Origin of the sequence: Microcoleus sp. OTE_8_concoct_300, from assembly GCF_031383065.1 — a bacterium.
Classification (GTDB): Bacteria; Cyanobacteriota; Cyanobacteriia; order Cyanobacteriales; family Microcoleaceae; genus Microcoleus.
On sequence record NZ_JANMZH010000432.1, the window covers coordinates 1 to 21,566 of the forward strand.

A 21,566-nucleotide genomic window follows, 5' to 3' on the forward strand; every position below is an offset into this window, starting at 1 on the left:
GACGGGCGGGACGCCCATCCCACAATAACAATTAAAATTGTAAGTTATTTAATTCGCGATCCTTAGGAAATCTCGCGGGTTATTTACAAACTTTGTTCGGCGCGGGCGGATTGGTCAAGTGTAGGGCGATCGGGCTTTAGAGCTGTTTTTTTTACTTGTTTTATTTTCGGTAAATGGTAGCAAAATCAAAGACGCTTAAAGGTGACTCATTCCATAATTTTTTCTGCTAATTGTGCCTAGTTTTATAACCATTATTACCTTTGTAGTAATGACGAATAGTTTGTAAGCTGTTGTGCATTTAAATTGTATTTTGAGGGCGGGCAGGATGCCCACCCCACAAGAGGAAAAATTTATTTTACCATGCAATTTAAATGCGGATTAGCTTATTCACCAAAACTATGAGGACGGACAACCTAACTACAAACCTTTAAATGTTTGTAGTTGGGTGTTATGTTTGTTTTCGGGAAGCTCCAGCTCAAGTTCTCGTCAGCTCAGCCAGCGCCTTAGCTAAATATTGATACTGCGGCAAAGTATTGTATAATTGAGCCGAAATCCTCACCAACTGCTTACTAGCATCCGGCCAAGGAATCACCGGAACTTCAATTTTAAAAATCTCCCACAGCGCTTCTTGCAAAGGTGGAATTCCTCCCTTTGCAACTGCATCAGGCTGGCAGTCTGCCAGTGGCACAACTGCCATCGAACCCACCATTTCATCAGGACAAGGCAGTGGCAAACCTAATTTGTCCGCCAATATTTTTCTCCCCGCCAACGCCAAAGCATGATTTTTTGCCCTCAATTCCGGCCAGCCACCACTCAACAAAGAACCCATAAAATCAATAGCTATAGGTACGCACAAATAGGGACTCGGATCGACTGTTCCCATCCAGTCAAATTCTAATTGAAAGCGCGATTTATCAGCGCGGGGCGAGTTAGCACCGTGACTGATCGTAGTTGGCCGAATGGCATTTTGCTTGTCGCGCCGCACGTACAGAAAGCCCGCACCTTTCGGCGCGCACAGCCATTTGTGGCAATTTCCCGTATAGTAAGCCGCGCCAATTTCATCTAAATTCAGCGCTACCATTCCCGGCGCGTGAGATCCGTCTACTAATACCTCTACGCCACGGTTAGCTAACTCGCCGACTAATTGTTTGATGGGAAAGATTAAACCTGTTTGGCTCACAATGTGGTCTAATAAGGCTAACTTTGTTTGCGGTGAAACGCACTTAATTATTGCTTCAATAATTTGTTCGGCTGACTCAATTGGAAACGGTACTTCTGCTACTATTACTTTAGCCCCTGTCCGCTCGGCTACAAAATTAATTGTGTTGCGGCAAGCGTTGTATTCCTGATTTGTAGTTAGCAATTCGTCGCCCGGAGCAAAAGAGAGCGATCGCAAAACTGCATTTACTCCCGTGGTGGCATTCGGCACAAAAGCCAAGTCATCTTCACCCGCACCGAGAAATGCTGCTAACTGATTTCTCGCATTATCCAACAAGGGTTCAAATTCCCGCATAAAGAAGCGCAATGGTTCTCTTTCCAGTTGTTCCCGAAAACTGGTTTGCGCTTCCAGTACGGGAATCGGACAAGCCCCAAAAGAGCCGTGATTGAGGAAAGTTATATTGCGATCGAGCAACCAATATTGGTTAATCATTAGTCATTAGTAATTTGTAATTAGTCATTAGTCATTAGTCATTAGTCAGTAGTCAGTAGTCATTAGTCAGTAGTCATTAGTCAGTAGTCAGTAGTCATTAGTCATTAGTCAGTAGTCAGTAGTCATTAGTCATTAGTCATTAGTCATTAGTCAGTCAACAGTCAACCGTCAACAGTCAACCGTCAACAGTCAACTGTCAACTGTCAACCGTTACTCATTTTACCTTTTAATTGCTCAAACTCTTCTAATGTATTGCAATTCGATAACATTACTGCTTCTTGTTCCCCTACAGGTAGAGGGATTGCGGGGATTTGATTTAACCAGACTTGAAAGGAACGTCCCCCTTTGTCAATAAAACTTTGCAAACTGGGCAGAGATTGTTGGTGGTAGAAGCCGCACAAAGGCTCCCAGCGTGGATTTTGATAAGGCACAACTGCTAAAGTAGACGGGGGAAAGTCTGTTAACTGATTTGCCCACTTTTGAATAATCTGAGCATTCAACAAGGGCAAATCGCAAGCTAACAGTAAAATCCACTCGGCGGCTATTTCTTTCAATCCCTGAGTCAATGCAACCAAGGGCCCGCAGCCGGGATTGTACTCTACCAGAAATTGGGATGTTTCGGTTAAGGTCGATCGATAGCGATCGGGCCAAGCAGTCAGAACATAAACTTCTGGCGTTACAACTGCTGCAACTTCCCACACCCGCTGCAATAGGGATTTGCCCTCTATTTCCAGCATAGCTTTATCCCTACCCATCCGTGAACTTTGACCGCCTGCAAGCACAATTACAGCAATTTTATGATTGGTCATTAGTCATTAGTTATTAGTCATTAGTCATTAGTTATTAGTCATTATAGCAATCCTTGCAGGAGTCATAAATTTTTTACCCCACCCCAACCCTCCCCGAGCTCGCGGTTCGGGAGTAAGAAATTTACAAATAATTTAGGATCGCTATAGTTATTAGTCATTAGTCATTAGTTATTAGTCATTAGTTATTAGTCATTAGTCATTAGAAACTAGAAAAAAATATCAATGTCGTGGGTACACTGCGCACAAAACCTGATTAATTATTCTCAACTAAAAACACCAACGGCTTGGCTGACTTCCTCAAGTTTTTGCACGGCTTTACCGCTGCTCAATAAAGTTTCTGCCTCAATTAAACCCGAGTTCATATCCAAACAAACTCCGCTGCGCCACAGATAAAATCCGCCGTTCCAGATAGCGGACTGCATCAATTCCGATGGTTTTCCCAGCAACACTTCCTGCATCTCTTTTAATAACTCAGATGCTGATTCAAAGGGAGGATTTTTGCTGCTAAAACCGTAATCTCCGTGAGCTAAAAGCACTCGCTCGAACTCTGCATCCGGCTTAGAAATGCCGATAATCGCAGTGCGATCGCGCGGCAAATCGCAGCTTCCCTCCAATCCTTTGACTGTGGTATAATTTTTTATTCCCCGCAACGCAAAGGCTTTTTGAAACATACCTTCTGTCGGTGGGTGGACGTAGCCGGAGATGACGTTAACGTCGCCGGCACAGGGACACCACATTAACTCCATTGTCGAAAAAGGTGGCCGTTTGCCGATTTCGCGGCGGTAGGGTACTAAAGCGGCGGCTTGAGGAAAATGCCTCGGAAGGTAAACAAAACCTAAACCCGTATTGTCAAAAACTTGTTGGACTTTTTCTAAACGGAGTTTTCTCCAGTCTACTCCCAAACCGCGCCAAATTTCAATCAGGGGAATGCCTTCCTTTGTTGGCATGGTATCGCCCCCGTGCATGAGGGTTGGGACGCCAGAGGCGGCTAAAATTAGGGCTGTTAAAGGGCTAATTGGGGCCGTGCGCGATCGCCCGTCGTAAGCAACCCCAAACACGGCGACGGTAGAGACGGAAAACCCTTTTTCTCGGTTTGGGGGGGCAAGAAGGGGCCCCAATTCTTCATAAGCATCGAGCATTCCGGCTAATTCTTCACCGGTGGGCCGTTTAATGCGGTGGGAAATCATAAAAGCTCCGATTTGAGTCGGTGTTGCTTCTCCCAGCAGCATCATCCGCGTGGCTGCTGCTGCTTCGGATCGAGTTAAGTTTTCTCCTGTGTGTATTCCGCTGCCAATTTTTCGCAGCAATTCTCTAAATGCGTCACTCATAATTTTTGAAAGTGGTAATTGGTAGTTGGTAGTTGGTAGTTAGTAATTGGTAGTTAGTAATTGGTAAGATTTGAATCGTTTTAAATTTAAAATCCCCAACTCTCAATTCAAAATTATCGAATTAACTCCCTGATTTTCCTAGCTGGATTACATCAAATGGTGGCACACATTCGCGTACCAGGTTCCAGAAATGGGCGATCGGCGGAATTTGCATTCGATCGTGTGTTGTCACCAAAACCACTTCGCGAGTCCAAGTCGGATCGATCGCCGATTGCCCGATTGCCGAAACCTTGGAATTTGACCGATCTTGGGCGATCGACCGAATTGCTAAAGTGCGATCGCCCTTCGCCTCCAACAAAGCTGAATGCGGCAGCAAAGCAATCAATTCTCCCTGTCGCACCACACCCCGAAAAGCATCAAGAGTGTTGAGTTCCAAAACAGCATGAAGTTTAGCACCGATGCGTCCAAATTGTTCTTGCACCATCCGCTGCATTCCGTACCCATCCTTAAACACCACTTGCGGGTAACAAATCAATTCCGGCCAAGGTACTCGATCGTACTGGGCCAAGGGATGACCCGCCGCCATCAACACCTCGATCGGCTCATTGTAGAGTACCTCAACCAACATTTCCGGGGCTTGAGTAAAATAGCGGTTGTTCATCACCACGGCTATGTCCACCAAACCGTCTTTGAGGACTTTCAGAGCTCGATCGCTGCCGAGGGAAGTCACCCGCAACTGCACGTTAGGATAGTCGTGGCAAAACTTTTGCAGCACAGGCGGCAAATAAGCAGCGCAAACCGAGTGAATCGCAGCCACGCACAGTTCCGGCTGCTTTCCCGCCAACAAGTCTCCCAATTCTTCAGCAGCATTTCGCCAAGTCTGACAGATTTTGCGAGCGTGAGGTAGCAGGCGTTCCCCTCCCACAGTCAGCTTCGCGTGGGCCGTGCGGTGAAACAGCGACAAACCCACGGAAGCTTCTAATCCCTGCACTTGGCGGCTAATAGTCGATTGCGTAACGCCGCACTTCCGGGCCGCTTGCTGAAAGCTACCGGTTTCAGCAACTGAAAGAAATGCTTGAAGCTGCTCTAAGCGCATGGAGGTTTAATTCGAGATGGTTTCAGAAATTTTACTGGAAGATAATCTGTGACATTAACCGATTTAGTAGCAGAATTTAGTAGACTTTGATACAGGTACAGATTAGTTTTGATTCCGGGGCGAGACGCGGGGATGCTTGGCTCTACGAATCAATTTGCTCGGGTAGGATTGCTGAGGGCAAAAGTAGAGGTCGATTCTCCAATGTTGAAGGGATTCCTGCAGCTGCAAAATTATAAAAAAATGGATTTAACAAAGAGAAATTCATCGAATTTTGCCAGCTTGTAGCTAAACGGTTTGAATGAACTACATAGTCAGAATCGCTTCATTACTTGCACTAAATTGCTTGGTTTATCCCTATGCTTTGGACTCTAAAACTCGCCTTAAATTTCTTACCTCCTTGGGCATTATAGTACCTGACTCTGCCTAAACCTCTCAATAAATGTACGAATATTGCAGGCAGGTTAAAACCTGTAGTGAACTTTCATCCCCGGACTAAAGTCACCAAAAAACGAGCGAGAAGCCCCTGGCTTTAGACATGGGGAGGAAAGCGGCTGCGACGACCGTCGCCTTGAATTATAATCCATAGGAATAGCCATCTTTTTTGTGAATAGGTTTGCAATATTTATGACTAATTCCTGCTACTCTTCCTTCGTTGTGGCGATGTCAAACGAACCGGATGCACGGCAAAGAACTCGTCCCGCATAGGAACCGATTTTCTTACCTGCGGTGACGGTCGCGCTGATAATATCACCAGTTTGAAAACAGAAATGGATTTGCTTTCTTGATTTATGGCGAATTGGAAAGCCAAACTTATCTGTACCGCACATCTGTCGCGTTCCGTGTCCTGCTGCCTTGACTAGCAGCGGTTGAGAGATCAGCACCTTTAATTCTTCGACTTTGCCTACACAAGCAGCATCTAACCAGTGGGATTTAGGTAGATTTAATCGAGTGCGATTGAATTTTGTCAACCCGCCACTGCCAGTAGAAACTGGTAAACCAGTCATACGGAGTCGGCTAAATAACGCCCAGCGAGTCGAATTGACCGCTGCTGCGTCTTTCAAGGGACGTTTTGCTTGAGATAGAATCCGTTTCAAAATCTCTGGCTTTTTAGACAGGAATTGCCCAATATCTTGAGTCCCCTTCTGAGTATTGCACTTTTCGCAAGCAAGGCAAAGATTAGAAATGCGGTTAGATCCACCCTTGGCTTTGGGATGAATGTGTTCGACTTGTAGCGGTGTATTGATAACGCCACAGTAGGCACATTTTCTATCCCATTTATTCAGCAAATATTCGCGGATCTCGTATCCACATAAAACGCCTTGCTGGTATTCAATTCCAGAAATCTCTGGATTTTCTAGTTGTTGCAAGTCAAAACGCACAAGTTCTTGAACAATAGAAGAAATGGGGGCGACCTTCATCAATCTAGTTACCCAGGTTAAGGTTGTTTCGACACGATGTTGTAAGCTTGGCGCTAGCCAACCTTTAGGGCGAACCCTATTCAGAAATCTCGCTTTTCGATAGCGAGTATGGCGATTCCTCCTACCTCTACGCAATGAACGGCGAGACTCAAGGCTGGCTTTAATAGCTTGACCTCGGTGAGTTAATTCTGCACCAAAGATTACGCTCTCTCCTTGCACTAATGCAAGTCCGCTCGTTTTAGAGCCAGGGTCTATTTTGAGAGTAATTGGCTCTTGGTGTGATGTTACCTCTACTTTGAGAATTATTGTGAATGGATACCTTTTGAAAACAGCAGCTTTGCCAGTGGTTAGCAATTTACGAGCCATTCCTGGGCGGATTGGATTGAGCGGTCGTTTATGGGTATCAAGCACAAAAACGAAATTAGACATAAAGTCCTCCATTGCTGGGTAAAGTTCGCTCCCTTGAATGTTTTATGAGCTTGTTAGACTGAAGGCACTGGCTCCGGCCCCGTTAAACCTGTTTAACTTTCAGTGATAGAGCGGAAAACTAGCGACGCATTCTCCGGTATCGTGACTCTAAAAACGTAGGTCTAATCCTGTCTCTGGTAAGGTTCGGGCTTTTTTATTGCACCGCTCGGAACGAGCCGAACTTCCTAAAAGCCCCCGCTTTTAAGCGTGGGGTTCCTTACTCTTGTTTTCTGTTTTTTTGTATACACTAGGAATTAGCGGGTCAGCAACACAAGTGCAACGCCGGATCGATCGCACAGGAAAGCCGAAAGGCGGCAATTTCTTAAGATTATGTCATTTAACCACAATTTTATTCTGCAAGGTGCATGTTGCCAGTGGCAGCCCCAGTTGATGGGACTGCACGCGGTCAGCGATTTGTTAATTGCCTTGGCTTATTATTCAATTCCAGCAATTCTGACATACTACTATGCCCGGAAGCAGGGGGACGTGCCTTTAAGCAAGGGGTTTCTCCTATTGGGATCCTGGTTTTTCTGCGCCGGGACAACTCAGTTGATGCAATTTTGGATGCTGGTGCATCCCAGCTACGGGCTGTCAAGTTGGCTCGCGGCCGTGACGGCTGTCATCTCTCTGTGGGCTGTAGCGTCCCTGATACCCTGGGTTCCTCAAATGTTGGCTTTGGCTGGGGCGGCCTCTTTACCAGCAAATACGGCGCTCTTAACCCAAAAGGTCGAAGGACCGCAAGCCGACTCTGCCATTAAAAATTCCGGATCATCCCCCACAACCGAAATCGAGCAAATTAACCAGCAATTGCTCTCCGAAATAATGCAGCGCCAGCGAGTCGAGGATATCCTGCTTGACACTGTAGACAAGCTGCAAGAAAGCCAAGAACGCTTCCGCGTTTTTCAGGAATTATCTCTAGACGGATTTAACGTGTTCCGCAGCATTCGCGACGAATCCAAAATTGTGGATTTTGAATGGGAATACGTCAATCCCGCAGCCGCAAAAATTCAGCTAAGCACCCCGGAAGCATTGGTCGGCAAGCGATTGCTGGAAGTGCGACCAGGCCATAAAGATAACAGTTTGTTCGATCGTTTCGTGCAAGTTGTAGAAACAGGAATTCCCCTCGAGACCGAAATTTATTACAACAGCGAAGGCATTGTGGGCTGGTTTCGGATTATGACTGTTAAATTGGGCGACGGCATTGCTATTTCTTTTAGCGATATTACTGGGCGCAAGCAAGTAGAAGCATCCCTGCGCAACGCGCTGCAAAAACTCACTTCTCATTTTGAAAATACGCCCCTAGCGGTGATAGAGTGGGATGAAAACTTTCGTCTCAGCGGGTGGTCGCCGGCGGCCCAGAAGATTTTTGGGTGGAAGGCAACAGAAGTTTTAGGCAAGCATTTTAGCGAATGGAACTTTATTTCTAAGGAAGATTTGTCAGAGGTAGAATCGGCAATTTATAGTTTAAAAAAACCCGACAATCGCTGCAATGTAGTTCGCAACATAAATTATAATAAGTGGGGTGCGTTGGTGCACTGCGAGTGGTACAATTCGGCTTTTTACAGCGATTCGGGACAGTTGATATCGGTGCTGTCTCTGGTTTTGGACGTGACGGAACGCTTTAAATTTCTGGAAGTGCTGCGACAGTCTGAAGAGCGGTTTCGGATTGCAGCAGAAAGTGCTAGCGATTTGATTTACGAATGGGATATCGAGACCGGCATCGTGCTGTGGTTCGGTCACGTAGATGAACATTTGGAGTACGAAAAAGGCGGATTTCCGAGGACAAGAGCAGCTTGGAACAGTATCTTGCACCCGCTCGACCGCGATCGAGTCCAGGCCTCGGTCGATCGGTATTTGAGTGCGCCACACAGTTCTGCCGCCCCATTTTTTCAGGAATACCGCGTTCAGTGCCAGCGGGGCGGCTTCCTCCACTGGATCGATCGGGGCAAAGCAGTGCTTGACAAACAAGGCAAGCCCTGCAGATGGATCGGCGTGATTAGCGACATCAGCGATCGCAAAGAGGCCGAAGAACAGCGGAATCTAGCCTTGGCGCGGGAACAGGCCGCCCGTCGCGAAGCCGAAGCCAGCGAACAGCTTTACCGCGTCCTCGCTGAAGCCATCCCGCAAATAGTTTGGACTGCCAGAGCCGACGGCTGGTTCGACTACTACAACCAGCGCTGGTTTGAATATACTGGCTTGACGCTGGAGGAAACTCAAGGCTGGGGGTGGCAGCTAGCCCTGCATCCAGATGACGTGGAACATTGCGTAGAAAGCTGGAATACCTCGGTACAGACGGGGGGGACTTACGAGGTGGAATACCGCTTTAAACGGGCATCTGACGGGGCTTATCGCTGGCATCTGGGCAGGGCATTGCCCGTGCGGGACGCAGAGGGGAAAATTCTCAAATGGTTCGGGACTTGTACGGATATAGACGATCGCCAGCGTTCGGCCCAAACAGCCTATTTTCGCGCTCAAGCTTTGGCTTTGCTGTCGTCGGCTTCCCTGGATTACGAGAAGGCGCTGCAAGGTTTGGCAGATTTAACAGTACCGGCCCTGGGGGATTGGTGCTGCGTGCATTTGGTCGAGCCCGACGGCTCGATCCGCTTGCAAGCAGTTGCTCACTCAGATCCGAGCCAAGTCGCTATGCTGTGGCAAATCGATCGGCGCTTGCCGCTAGACCCCCAGGGACGGCACGGAGTAGCAAAGGTGCTGCGGACTGGGGAGTCGAAGCTCTACGCAGAAATACCGGAATGGGTGATCGAGGCGGTTGTGCCGGATAGGGAACTGCAGTTGGTGCTGCGATCCCAGGTGCTGTCGGCAATCTGCGTGCCGCTGATCGCTCGCGGGCGGACGCTGGGAGCGATTTCGCTGCTGTGCGGGGAGTCCGGCCGCCGCTGCGGGGAGGGCGATTTGGTTTTGCTGCAGGATTTGGCGCGGGATGCGGCGGTGGCGATCGACAATGCGCGGCTTTACCGGGAAGCAGCGGAGGCCAACCGGATTAAAGACGAGTTTTTGGGAACGCTTTCTCACGAGTTGCGGACGCCTCTGAACGCGATTTTGGGGTGGGCCCAGATGCTGCGGCAGCGCCAGATGAGTCCGGAAAAAACCGCTGTGGGTTTGGAGACTATTGAGCGAAACGCGCGGTTGCAGACTCAGATGATTGAGGATTTGCTCGACGTTTCCCGGGTTGTGAGCGGCAAAGTGTGTTTGAAGCTGTTCTCGGTGGATTTGGTGCCGATTGTAGAAACGGCCGTGAAGGCGCTGAGCCCTGAGGCTGAAGCTCGGGGAATTGAATTGGTGAGTTTTTGTGACGAAGGGGTGAGCTCGGTGAGGGGCGATGCTACTCGTTTGCAGCAGGTGGTGTCTAATTTGCTCTCGAATGCTATTAAGTTTACGCCGCCGTCGGGTCGCGTGGAAATAAGGCTCTCGGAGGATGGGGAACCGGGAGCAGCCGGTGGCGCCATCTTGTCTGGGCCGTCTCCGGTTCACTCTGTTTCGATCGTTGTCAGCGATACGGGAATTGGCATTAGCAAGGAGTTTTTGCCCTTTGTGTTCGATCGCTTCCGCCAAGCTGACAGCACTTCTACGCGCAATTACGGCGGGCTGGGACTGGGATTGGCGATCGTCCGCCATCTCGTGGAACTCCACGGCGGCAGTGTCTGGGCCGAAAGTCCCGGGGAAGGACTCGGAGCGACTTTCGGAGTGCGGCTGCCCATAACAACAGTCAACAGCTAACTGTTGTTATGGGTTACTGGTTATTCGTTATTTTATTGATACCAGGACTCTGCTCTTGAGCGTAAGATTCATTGGTAAAATAGTAATGGCTGTGCGGTTCGTTTTTAGGACTTACTCCATTCACCACTAAGCCCAGGACGTGCTGGCTTGATTTCTTCAATAGCTCCTTCGCAAAAGCCACAGTACCAGAATTAAGAACTCCAGGTCGCACAACCAATAAAATCCCATCTGCTTTATTCCCCAGAATCAGAGCATCAGCAGCAACATTCAGAGAAGGAGCATCAATAATCACTGCATCATAAGTAGCCGAAAATTGCTTAATCAATAAAGTGATGCGCTGTGAATCCAACAGAGCCATTGGATTAGGCGGAATCACCCCGCAAGTCAGCACATCTAAATTATCCATAACTTGGGCTATCGCATCCCCAAACCCAGCTTGTCCGACTATGACATTGCTCAAGCCTACTTGATTGGGAAGTTCCCAAATCTGATGTTGAACAGGACAGTGCATATCCGCATCTACCAGCAAAACCTTCCGTCCTAATTGAGCTATCGCTACAGCCAAATTAGCGGATACAGTAGATTTGCCTTCTTGCGGTAGCGAACTACTGACAACAATCACTTTCAGCTCTTTATCCGAACTCAGGAACCTCAGATTTGCCTGAAGCATTCGGTAAGCAGCACTGCTCGAAGTATGAGGACTATCTCTAAGAACAATCTGTCGGGGAGATAGCTCTAAATCCTGGGCAGCAGACTTAAGCGGCCAGGAATTGCGCCGAGGATTTTTTTCAGACTTTCTATGGAAAGGAATCACCCCCAACAAAGTAAACCCAAATAATTCCCTCGCCTCTTCAATAGTTTTCACCGACTTATCTTGAGACTCTAAAAGCAGCGCCGCAGCTATAGCAAGCAGAGTTCCCAACAAACCGCCCGATACCAGGAATAAAGACTTGCGAGAACGCACTGGTTCCTCCGGAACACTCGGCTTTTGGATAATCCGAGCATTCCCCACTTGCTGATTTTCAGTAATCCGAATTTGCTGGAGTTTTTTCTGCAATTCTTCATAATCAGCTTCGGCTTCTTGGAGTTTTCTTTCTAGTTCCCGCTTTTCCTTCTCTAGTTTCGGCAAAACTTTTACCCGCTGCTTATAGGCAGCTAGAGCATTTGAGAGAATAGTAACTCGCTCAGCCAAACCCTGGCGTTCTACATCTACCTTGATAAATTCTTCTATCAGTTTTGGTTTCACCTCTCCTATCTGTAAACTTTGATTGAGCAACGGCTGTTGCCCACCTAAAACTTGTTGTATTTGTTGGTCGAGTAATTTTTTTATGGTAGATTTTTTAGTTTTTAACCTAGTTATCATGGGCGAATTATCCAGGTAGCGATTTTGCTCAATTGCTAACAGACGCTCTATTTCTTTGTACTCTTTCAGAGCTTCCTGCACAGTGCTAGATTGGCTGAGAGTGCTGGCGGTCAATGCTTGCTGGGGATTCATTTGTAATTCGTCTTCAAATGCTTTGGACTTAGCACTGGCATTGAGCAAATCCGACTTAGCTTGGTCGATTTTACTTTCTAGTTCCGCCATAACTGCTACTGCTGATTTAGATTCTTCTTCAAGATTTACAACTTTATTATCTTCTTTAAATTTGCTCAATTCTGCCGCTGCTTTCCGCATAGCTTGGTCGGAGTTAGGCAGTTTCCTTTCAATAAACTGTCGAACAGACACAGCGTCTAAGCGATTCACTTTTTGATTATTATCTATATAAAAATTCATCAGGGTTTTTACAACATCTGCTGCTATTTTAGGGTTGGGGTCTTTGTATGAAACCGTTAGGATATCAGCTCCCCGAATAGTAGCTACTGTCAGCTTTTTTTAAAAATCTTTTGTTTTTAGTTGATTATTTTTTTCGTTTTTTAGCTGGAGTCTCTTGATAGTTTGTTCGATATTTTCGACAGAACGAATCAGTTCTATCTCGGTAGTCAGAGGGTTGCTTTGCTCCGCCGCAGAAGTCAACTCTCCGATTTCTTTGCCCAATTCTGTTAAAGCAGATCCAGGAGTTGTTTTCTTAAATAACAGCTTTCCTTCTGCTTCATAAACTGCTTTTTCCTTCAGCGTGCCATAGGTCGTGAGTGCAACAACCGAGGCAAATACAGCTAAAGCTGGCAGCCACCTGCGCTTCAAAATCTGCCAGTATTCCTGAAATCCGATACCACTTTCACTTGATTCCATCTGTTCCTCCAGAAAAATAATTTTTTGTCAACTTTAACAGCCTCAGCTATTAAACTCATGATTGAGGATATTCATTGTATCACTTAAGTCAAGAACTGTCATGGTTAAAAAGGTTGTTTGTGACCCCCATTACCCCAAAGTTATATGTTTTTGTTAGGATAAAGTTATGGTGAGGGAGGGCAGTAGTGCTCTAAGATAAATGCAGCAATAATGTGGCATCTAAGAACTTAATCTACAAAACAATTAGGAGATGGGATATATTGTTGGTACTATGGCTTTAATCATATCACTTGAGTGATCCCCGATTAAAAGGCTGATCAATTTAAACAGACATGGTGGCAGAAAAAATAAATCATCCTTGAGAAGTAGATAGAGTTACGGTAAACTTGTTGTCTAGGATAGCGTGTGATGAATAAGAACATAAGAAAACTCAGTAAAGTGTTGGTGGGATTAAGCACCAGTCATTTTTTGATGATCGATGCAATTTGTTTGGCGATCGCACCCTTCTTAGCCTTGGGAATTCGTTTAGATGGTAGATTCAATCTCGCTCCATACTTGCAGAGTCTGGCTGTAATTACAGTATTATTTGTAGCAGTCAAACTTATAGTATTTTATGCCGGCGGCTTATACAAGCGTTACTGGCAGTATGCCGGTCTGGAAGAAATGGGACAAATAGCGATGCTGATAGGTCTATCGCTAGGAGTAGAAATTATCTTGTTCCAAAAACTCTACCACCTAAATAATTCGCCGATCGCAAATCTGCCACGCTCGCTGCCGCTACTAGACGCTATGATCAGCTTTTTGTTAGTGGCGGCTATTCGTTTCAGCATTCCCGCCCTCGAAAGATGGAACCAAAAACGGTGGAAAGTTCAGCGGCGCGCATCCTGGTAGTCGGTGCGGGCAGTGCAGGCACATCTCTGGTGCAAACGATGGAGAGGAGCCCGGAGGTAGGACTCCATCCAATCGCTTTCATTGACGACGACCCCAAAAAATTCAGCAAGCAGATTCGCGGACTGACTGTAGTCGGCAATCGTGGTAGCATTCCCCAAGTAGTTCGATCGCTAAATATCGGCAAAGTGGTGATTGCCATGCCCTCAGCTCCGGGAAAAGAGGTTAGGGAAATCGTAGAAATTTGCCAGTCAATTAAAATTCCAACCAGCACCCTCCCCGGCTTCAATGAAATCATCAACGGTTCTGTCAGTTTAAGTAGCCTCAGAGAAGTACAGATTGAGGACTTGCTGCGCCGCGAACCCATTCAAACTGATGTTGAGAAAGTCTTGGGATTGATTGGAGGCAAGAAAGTTCTAATTACTGGTGCGGGTGGCTCCATCGGCAGCGAACTTTGCCGGCAAATATTAAAGTGCGCTCCTAGGGAAATTATCATCGTCGGACACGGAGAAAATTCTGTATTCAATATTCAACAAGAACTAGGAAAAATCCTGTCAGAAATCAAAAAAAACAGCAAAACCCAAACAGATATTACTCGGGTGACAGCCTTTATGGCCGATATTCGCGATCGCGATCGCTTAGAGTACCTTTTTATAACAATAAGACCAGACATCATTTTTCATGCGGCGGCTCACAAACACGTACCCATGATGGAATTAAACCCCCCGGAAGCGATTACTAACAATGTGCGGGGGACGAAAAATCTGCTGGATATGGCATTGAAATACAATGTGGAACAATTTGTGATGATTTCCACCGACAAAGCGGTGAATCCAACTAGCATTATGGGAGCTAGCAAAAGAGCTGCCGAAATGCTGGTGCTGCAAGCAGCCAAAAAAAGCAAAAACCCCTTTGTAGTGGTTCGTTTCGGTAATGTTCTTGGCAGCCGGGGTAGCGTCGTACCTACTTTCAAGCGACAAATTGCTGAGGGCGGGCCGATCACAATTACCCATCCAGATATGACTCGCTATTTCATGACAATTCCCGAAGCAGTTCAACTGGTTTTGCAGGCCGCAGTCATCGGCGGTGGCGGGGAAGTATTCATGCTGGAGATGGGGGAACCAGTCAGAATTTGTGATTTAGCAAAGGATTTGATTCGGCTCTCAGGATATGAAGTGGGCAAAGACATAGAAATCGAGTTCACAGGGCTGCGGCCTGGAGAAAAATTGTTTGAAGAGCTGTTTATTCCGGGCGAGAAATACAACCGCACTAAACACGAAAAAATTCTCAGTCTTGGCAATGCCAGCCGCCTAGTGAAAGAAAATATTGACGAGGAAGTAGAAGCCCTTTGTCAAGCAGGCGATCGCAATGATGCCAATTTAATTGTCTCAATGCTACAGCAGTTAATACCTGAATACATACCAGGATATTCCACAGCCAATTTGCACGCAAATACAGCCAAAGAAACAACCGATACGGCAAAGATTAGCAGTGCAGCATCTGTTCAGTTAGAGAAGAATTTGCAGGTGGCTCTTGCCAATGAGGAGTTTCGGGTTTACTATCAGCCGATCGTCTGTCTGGAAACCGATCGAATTAGTGGTTTTGAAGCGCTGTTGCGGTGGCAGCACCCGAATCGAGGTTTGGTTTTGCCAGAGGAATTCCTACCAGCGGCAGAAGAAACCGGCTTGATTGTTCCTATTGGCGAGTGGGTACTGCGGCAAGCTTGCAGCCAGATGCGGGTTTGGCAGTCGCAATTTCGTCTTAACTCTCCTTTAACAATCAGCGTGAATCTGACTAGCAAACAGTTTTTCCAAGCTGGCTTAATCGAGACGATAAACCAAATATTGAATGAAACAAATCTCGATGCTTCTAGTTTGAGGTTAGAAATTCCTGAATATGTTGTGACGGAGAATTCCGAGTTGGCTGGGTCTGTTTTTCTCAAACTTAAAACTTTAGGTGTGCCAGTACAAATTGACCACTGCGGTCTCAGTGATGTATCCTTAACTCAACTCTATCAATTGACGCGGCTGAAGTATGGGAAATTTGACAGTTTGAAGCTAGATTGTTCTCTAGTCAGGGGGCTTGATGCTAGCAAACCCAACTTAGAAATTCTTCGGAAAATTATGGCGATAAGTCAGGATTTAGGTATGGGTATGATTGCTACAGGAGTAGAAACGATCGGGCAAATAGCTCAGCTCAAAGCTCTGAAATGCGTCTACGGACAGGGATATTTTTTCTCTAAGCCTGTAGAAGGCTCTAAGGTAGAAAAATTGATGGGGGATCTGGCTGTTAATAGTTAAGGGCGCATTTGTTAATATTTTTTGATTGGAAATACACGATTTTAAATAGACAAATTAGCAAGCAGGTAATTAGCTACTAATGCAACAGTTGAAACCACTAACACTACGCCGGAATTTTTCTTGGACTTTCACGGGCAACCTCATTTATGCGGCTTCCCAGTGGGGGATGTTGGTGGTGCTTGCTAAATTAGGCAGTCCTGAAATGGTGGGTCAATTTACCTTGGGTTTGGCGGTGACAGCACCTGTTATCATGTTTACTAATCTGCAACTGCGAGGTATCCAAGCGACGGATGCCAAAGGGGACTATGTTTTCAGTGATTATCTGGGTCTGAGGTTAATTGGAACTGGGTTAGCACTCTTGATAATTGCGGGAATTACGCTCAAAGCTGGATATCGCTGGGAGACTTCGTTGGTGATTTTGGCGATCGCACTGGCGAAGGCATTTGAGTCGATCAGCGACGTGTTTTACGGACTGATTCAACAACACGAACGGATGGATCGGATTGCGATCGCCCTGATGATTAAAGGGCCTTTGTCGTTATTATTTTTAGGCATCGGAGTTTCCCTGACTGGGAGTGTTGTAGGGGGAGCGATCGGATTAGCAGTTGCGTGGGGTTTAGTTCTCTTCGGCTGGGATCTTCGCAATGGTAGATTAATTTTAAAGAATTCCTCCCATGGGAGAGAGCGAGAAGATTTATTAGTTGCCGATGCTGAACCTGCAAAAAGCCAAAATCCCTTGTACCCGCGCTGGGAGGGAAAAACTTTGAGCAAGTTACTTTGGCTGGCTTTACCTCTGGGTTTTGTGATGATGTTGATTTCGCTGAATACTAACATTCCTCGATACTTTATCGAGCGGTATTTGGGCGAACGGGAACTGGGGATTTTCGCTGCAATGTCTTACCTGATGGTGGTTGGGCAGATGGTAGTGAGTGCGCTTGCGGAGTCTGCAAGTCCGCGGCTGGCAAAATATTATGCGGCGGGAAATAGCACTGCTTTTTGCACACTTTTGCTGAAGCTGGTGGGGGTTGGCTTGATGTTAGGTGCGGCGGGGGTTTTTGTCGCTGTTGTTGCGGGCCGGCCAATCCTAACTTTACTTTATAAACCTGAGTATGGCGAGCGAGCTGATTTGTTCGCGTGGCTGATGGTGGCTGCGGGTATCGGATACCTGTCGTCTTTCCTGGGTTACGGGATAACGGCGGCTAGGTACTTCCGGGTGCAAATGCCTTTGTTCGGTTTGGTAACGGGGACTTCTGCGACCGCTTGTCTTTGGTTAATTCCAACACAGGGAGTGCGAGGGGCCGCGATCGCGCTGATCCTTGGGGCGATCGTTCAAGCAGTTTTTACCTTGGGAGTGATTGTTCATGCACTATACAGACTCAATAAATATCAAGGAACAAAATCAAATATCGACTAAGCAGCGTCCCATCCGTATTCTTCATGTTGTCGGCGGTATGAATCGGGGCGGAGTCGAAACTTGGCTGATGCACGTTTTGCGAAATATCGATCGCGATCGCTTCCAGATGGACTTTCTAGTTCACACGGAGAAACCCTGTCCTTACGATGACGAAGCTTGTGCTCTTGGTAGCAAGATTATCCCGTGCCTCTCTCCGTCAAAACCTTGGCTTTACGGTCGCAACTTTAAACGAATTCTACGCGAATACCGGCCCTATGACATTGTTCACAGTCATGTCCACCACTTTAGCGGTTACGTTCTCTATTTGGCGAAACAAGCAGGAGTACCTGTCCGCATTGCCCACAGCCATAACGATACCTCTGCAATTGATGCCAAAGCAGGATTACATCGGCAGTTGTATCTAACTTTAACCAAATGGTTAATTGATCGATATGCAACACTTGGCTTGGCAGCTAGCTACAAAGTAGCAACAGTATTATTCAACCGAGCTTGGAAAACGGACTGGCGTTGGCAAATTCTTTACTGTGGCGTCGATCTGACACCCTTCCGCGAGCTTGTTGATTCTGTTGCGATTCGCGCTGAATTCGGCATCCCTGCCGATGCCTTTGTAGTCGGTCATGTCGGCAGATTTGAAGAACAAAAAAACCACCAATTTCTGATAGATATTGTGGCAGAAATTGCCCAGCGAGAACCTAAGACGCACTTGCTGCTTATAGGTGACGGTTCGCTGCGATCGGAGATTCAACAAAAAGTAATTCAAAATGGCTTGGCTAACCGCGTTACATTCGCGGGTCTGCGACCTGACATTCCTCAACTCATGTTGGGCGCTATAGATCTGTTTCTATTACCTTCGATTTACGAAGGGTTGGGTTTAGTATTAATTGAGGCACAGGCGGCAGGACTGCCTTGTGTCTTTTCAGATGTTGTTCCAGAGGAAGCTAATGCAGTCAAACCTCTGGTGCGGCAAGTTTCTTTGTCTAAGTCAGCATCTGACTGGGCAGAAGCGGTTATATCTGCAAGGAGTGCTGCATCAGCTATTACCCAAGCCGATACTCTAGCTGTCCTGGAAAACAGCCCTTTTAATATTGCAGTCAGCGTCCAAAAGCTGACAGAGGTTTATGAAGTTAAATTCTAAAATAACTGAAACTAATCGTGTTTTTCCTTCTAAATTAGAACTACCTTTCTGGTTGACCTTGATGTATTGGGGTTTAATTCCAGCAACCCGAAATCCTTGGTTTGAAATTGAAGCTGTCCCTATCAATTTTAATGATATACTTAATATAGCTGTTGCTTTATTCTACTTATTACTACCAGCAATTTACAAACATCCTCTCAGCTCAATTCGCAAAGCATGGCACTACCACTTGCCAAGTTTGACACTTATACTCATCTTGTATGCTGCCATATCTACGGAATGGAGCAATATCCATCCCAGCGATTATAAGCCAATGCTTTATACTCTGATTTTAGCAGAGTCTGCCTTTTTACTCGGATATAACATCATTAGTAAGAGGTCTCCTGAATCTGTGAGGCAATTTCTATGGCAGTTGACTGTTTATGTGGCAGCACTAGGACTGATTTACTCAGCATCATCTTTTTTATCTTTGGGGTTGGGAGGCGATACTGATAATACTGCTAGCGATTTTGGGGTTAAGCGAGTTAAGGGTCCTCTGTTTGGATCGAGTACTGGGTATTTTATTTTATTGCCAGCTTTGGGATTTTCTATGCAAGAGGTTCTTAAAAGTTCTGGACAAAAACTTTTATTTAAAATTGCTGTACTTTTTTCTCTTGTCTTAACTCTTTTCGGTCTTGGATCGCGGGCTGGACTACTACTTTTTTTCTTATTTTTTATTCTCGTAGTCTTATTTATGAAAAATAGAAAACAGGCCGCAATATCTGTAGCTTTAATGTTTATAGTTGCCTTGGCTGCAGGAGGATTGTTTTTCTCACGAGCTAAGACAGACCGTTTGCAAACTTTAGAAGATACCAGCCGTTCTGATACATATCAGACATCTTTTACGATTATATATCGACGAGATGACAATATTAATATAGTAGGTTCAGGATATGCTTCCTATTGGCCTTGGTATATTCCGGATGTTCAGGATGCTCGCAAGATAGGTCAGTATTATAATTTAGTATGGAATCCTTATGGAAATTTGTTATACCATCCTCACTCTACTTTTCTTCTATTGATTTTAGAGCTAGGACTTCCTGGCTTAATTTACTTTTTATTCTTGTGGGTAATATTTTTTATTCTTTTGCTTTCCAATATCAGCAAGGCTGAATTTCCTATCTTTAATTGTAGTATATTTGCATCGGGAATTTCAATGTTTTTTGATTTTTTTATTTTTAAATCGCCGCAGGTAAATACTATATGGTGGATTTTTTTATGTGGTGCTTTAGCATTAAATTCAGGTAATAATCAATCTAGAATTAAAAATAACAAAGATCCTACATTAGAATGAATGGTAGACTGACACTAGCTGAATTTACAATTAGTAAAATGAATAGAGAAGGGGATACATGACTAAGAAAAGAAAAATAAATAGGTGGTCATTTCGAATAGTTATCAGATTATCTATATTGTTGATGGCGACACTGATTGTTGCTTTTACTGGCTACAACAAAATTGTCAAATTTACCTCATCATGTCCTGCTGCTGTTGCCGCACCTGTCACTCTAACTCCCAAAAACCAGCGAATAGTCGAAACTAGGGTTGACGGAACTACGGTAATTGACAAGAAACCATTTTTTCCCTTCGGTTTCTATCATGTTTCCTGGGAATCCACCGCCCAAGAGCGCAAGTCGGCACTCCGCGACATAGCTGCTGCTGGATTTAACACAATTCACGCTTCAGCTACCAACCTAAATGATTATGGAGAATTTTTAGACCAAGCAGAGCGGCTGGGAGTATATGTTTTAACAGAGCAAAATTCCATCGGACTCCTGAATTTAATCAACGCCTTTAAGCAAAAACCAGCGGTATTGGGTTGGAATATTGCCGATGATGTTGATAATGGCAAGCTAGTTCCCCAGGAAGTGTTGAAATTTCATCAACAAGCAAAATTAGCCGATCCGCATCATATCACCTATATCAGCGGCTATTCAAATAAGATTAAACAATTTGGAAATTGTGCTGATGTACTTGCCATGCAATCTTATCCTATTGGTAATGGCAATGATGAGATATCATTAACCTACGATCGAATTTCTCTCGCCCGCGATGCAGTTAGTCGCGATAAAAAAGCTGTTTATGCAAACGTACAAGCTTTTGCTTGGCAAAACACAAAAAAAGGGGAATCCCATCCCATCCGCGTACCCACCTTTGATGAAGTAAGAAATATGACTTACCAAGCGCTGTTAGCAGGTGCGAAAGGAATTATCTACTACACTTATCACGATGGAGATTGGCATTTATCGTCATACCCAGCTTTGTGGGCGGGAATGAAAACTTTAGTGCCGGAAATTAAAGCAATCAGTTCCCTAGTATTAAATGGGCAATTAAATAAAATTGATGTCGGAGTAGAAAAGGTAATTGCTGGTATGTGGAAGGAGCGAAACCAATCTTTAATAGTGATAATTAACCGTTCTTACGAACGCCGAGGAGTATCGATCGCAATTCCGGGAAGTTTTAGTCAGATAAAACCTATATTTGACAATCGTCCTGCCACTCTGGTATTAAATGCCAATCGCCTATCGGGGTTTCTCACACCTTTGGATGTTGAAGTCTATCAAGCAACAACAGAATTTTAGATTGAAAAATTGCAGATTGCAGGTTGATTCAATTTAGAATTCCCTATTCCCTCTTTTAACTCAAAACTCAAAACTCAAAACTCAAGACTTTTTTAACTCCTAACCCCTCTCTTTCCGCTATGAACGTAGTCGTAACTCTTGAACATCGCTTCGATCGCACGCCAGATGGCATGGTGTGGACGCAAACCACCTTCCCCTATTCCTTTTGGACGCGATACTTACAAGTATTTGATAGCGTGCGCGTAGTAGCCCGCGTGCGAGATGTACCGAATCTGCCTTCGGACTGGAAAGAGGCAAACGGGGAACGAGTTTCCTTTGCCGCCATACCCTATTACATTAGACCTCTTGCGAAAGTCTCAGGCGATCTCTAATTTAGTCTTTAAAGAAAGTTCATAATTATAAATACCAGCGATCAAATTAAATCTTAATCCGAAGCGCCTTCTTCGATTCCGATATCTTGATGAAAGTATTCT

At 45.6% G+C, this 21,566-nt stretch carries 14 protein-coding genes and 2 pseudogenes; 8 read left to right on the forward strand and 8 right to left on the reverse strand.

The features are described 5' to 3' along the window. Window positions 1–475: 475 nt before the first annotated feature. The 5 genes and pseudogenes from ACUVJL_RS19880 to iscB all read right to left on the reverse strand — a co-directional run bounded on the left by ACUVJL_RS19880 (window position 476) and on the right by iscB (window position 6,731). Complete coding sequence (locus ACUVJL_RS19880; RefSeq protein ID WP_445247414.1) at window positions 476–1,651, reverse strand: aminotransferase class V-fold PLP-dependent enzyme; 1,176 nt, start codon at window positions 1,649–1,651, stop codon at window positions 476–478. A 203-nt stretch (window positions 1,652–1,854) separates the two neighbouring features. After that, window positions 1,855–2,460 (reverse strand): molybdenum cofactor guanylyltransferase, encoded by a 606-nt coding sequence (locus ACUVJL_RS19885; protein ID WP_445247415.1) that lies wholly within the window; start codon window positions 2,458–2,460, stop codon window positions 1,855–1,857. 263 nt (window positions 2,461–2,723) lie between these two features. Then, window positions 2,724–3,788 (reverse strand): anthranilate phosphoribosyltransferase family protein, encoded by a 1,065-nt coding sequence (locus tag ACUVJL_RS19890; protein WP_445247416.1) that lies wholly within the window; start codon window positions 3,786–3,788, stop codon window positions 2,724–2,726. A gap of 121 nt (window positions 3,789–3,909) precedes the next feature. After that, entirely contained in the window at window positions 3,910–4,884 is a 975-nt protein-coding gene (locus ACUVJL_RS19895) for a LysR family transcriptional regulator (RefSeq protein WP_445247417.1), read from the reverse strand. A gap of 573 nt (window positions 4,885–5,457) precedes the next feature. Next, window positions 5,458–6,731: pseudogene (gene iscB / locus ACUVJL_RS19900) on the reverse strand (RNA-guided endonuclease IscB). Between the two features lie 369 nt (window positions 6,732–7,100). On the opposite strand from iscB, the gene ACUVJL_RS19905 reads away from it, so the two are divergent. After that, entirely contained in the window at window positions 7,101–10,505 is a 3,405-nt protein-coding gene (locus tag ACUVJL_RS19905; protein ID WP_445247418.1) for a PAS domain S-box protein, read from the forward strand. Window positions 10,506–10,518: 13 nt separating this feature from the next. On the opposite strand, the gene ACUVJL_RS19910 is transcribed toward ACUVJL_RS19905, so the two are convergent. Continuing rightward, a complete protein-coding gene (locus tag ACUVJL_RS19910; protein ID WP_445247419.1) occupies window positions 10,519–12,279 on the reverse strand; it encodes a polysaccharide biosynthesis tyrosine autokinase in 1,761 nt (586 codons plus the stop codon). A gap of 99 nt (window positions 12,280–12,378) precedes the next feature. Continuing rightward, a complete protein-coding gene (locus ACUVJL_RS19915) occupies window positions 12,379–12,735 on the reverse strand; it encodes a hypothetical protein (RefSeq protein ID WP_445247420.1) in 357 nt (118 codons plus the stop codon). Window positions 12,736–13,143: 408 nt separating this feature from the next. Between ACUVJL_RS19915 and ACUVJL_RS19920 the strand changes: the two genes are divergently transcribed. The 7 genes from ACUVJL_RS19920 to ACUVJL_RS19950 all read left to right on the forward strand — a co-directional run bounded on the left by ACUVJL_RS19920 (window position 13,144) and on the right by ACUVJL_RS19950 (window position 21,464). Continuing rightward, window positions 13,144–13,626 carry a hypothetical protein gene (locus tag ACUVJL_RS19920; RefSeq protein WP_445247421.1) on the forward strand — a complete coding sequence of 161 codons (483 nt, stop codon included), beginning with the start codon at window positions 13,144–13,146 and terminating at the stop codon, window positions 13,624–13,626. After that, complete coding sequence (locus ACUVJL_RS19925) at window positions 13,581–15,923, forward strand: polysaccharide biosynthesis protein (protein ID WP_445247422.1); 2,343 nt, start codon at window positions 13,581–13,583, stop codon at window positions 15,921–15,923. The genes ACUVJL_RS19920 and ACUVJL_RS19925 overlap by 46 nt, the downstream gene beginning before the upstream one ends. Before the next feature lie 79 nt (window positions 15,924–16,002). Next, the gene (locus ACUVJL_RS19930) at window positions 16,003–17,337 is read left to right on the forward strand and encodes a lipopolysaccharide biosynthesis protein (RefSeq protein WP_445247423.1); all 1,335 of its coding nucleotides are present in this window, start codon (window positions 16,003–16,005) and stop codon (window positions 17,335–17,337) included. Next, the gene (locus ACUVJL_RS19935) at window positions 17,285–18,472 is read left to right on the forward strand and encodes a glycosyltransferase family 1 protein (RefSeq protein WP_445247424.1); all 1,188 of its coding nucleotides are present in this window, start codon (window positions 17,285–17,287) and stop codon (window positions 18,470–18,472) included. Before ACUVJL_RS19930 ends, ACUVJL_RS19935 begins: the two co-directional genes overlap by 53 nt. Continuing rightward, window positions 18,456–19,805: an O-antigen ligase family protein gene (locus ACUVJL_RS19940; RefSeq protein WP_445247425.1), complete on the forward strand. Its 1,350-nt coding sequence runs from the start codon at window positions 18,456–18,458 to the stop codon at window positions 19,803–19,805. Before ACUVJL_RS19935 ends, ACUVJL_RS19940 begins: the two co-directional genes overlap by 17 nt. A gap of 124 nt (window positions 19,806–19,929) precedes the next feature. After that, a complete protein-coding gene (locus ACUVJL_RS19945) occupies window positions 19,930–21,093 on the forward strand; it encodes a hypothetical protein (RefSeq protein ID WP_445247426.1) in 1,164 nt (387 codons plus the stop codon). Window positions 21,094–21,212: 119 nt separating this feature from the next. Further along, on the forward strand, window positions 21,213–21,464 hold the full coding sequence (locus tag ACUVJL_RS19950) for a hypothetical protein (RefSeq protein ID WP_445247427.1): 252 nt from the start codon (window positions 21,213–21,215) through the stop codon (window positions 21,462–21,464). On the opposite strand, the pseudogene ACUVJL_RS19955 reads toward ACUVJL_RS19950, so the two are convergent. Next, window positions 21,450–21,566 (reverse strand): annotated as a pseudogene (locus ACUVJL_RS19955) (IS5/IS1182 family transposase); the annotation flags it as partial. The gene ACUVJL_RS19950 and the pseudogene ACUVJL_RS19955 sit on opposite strands and share 15 nt — an antisense overlap.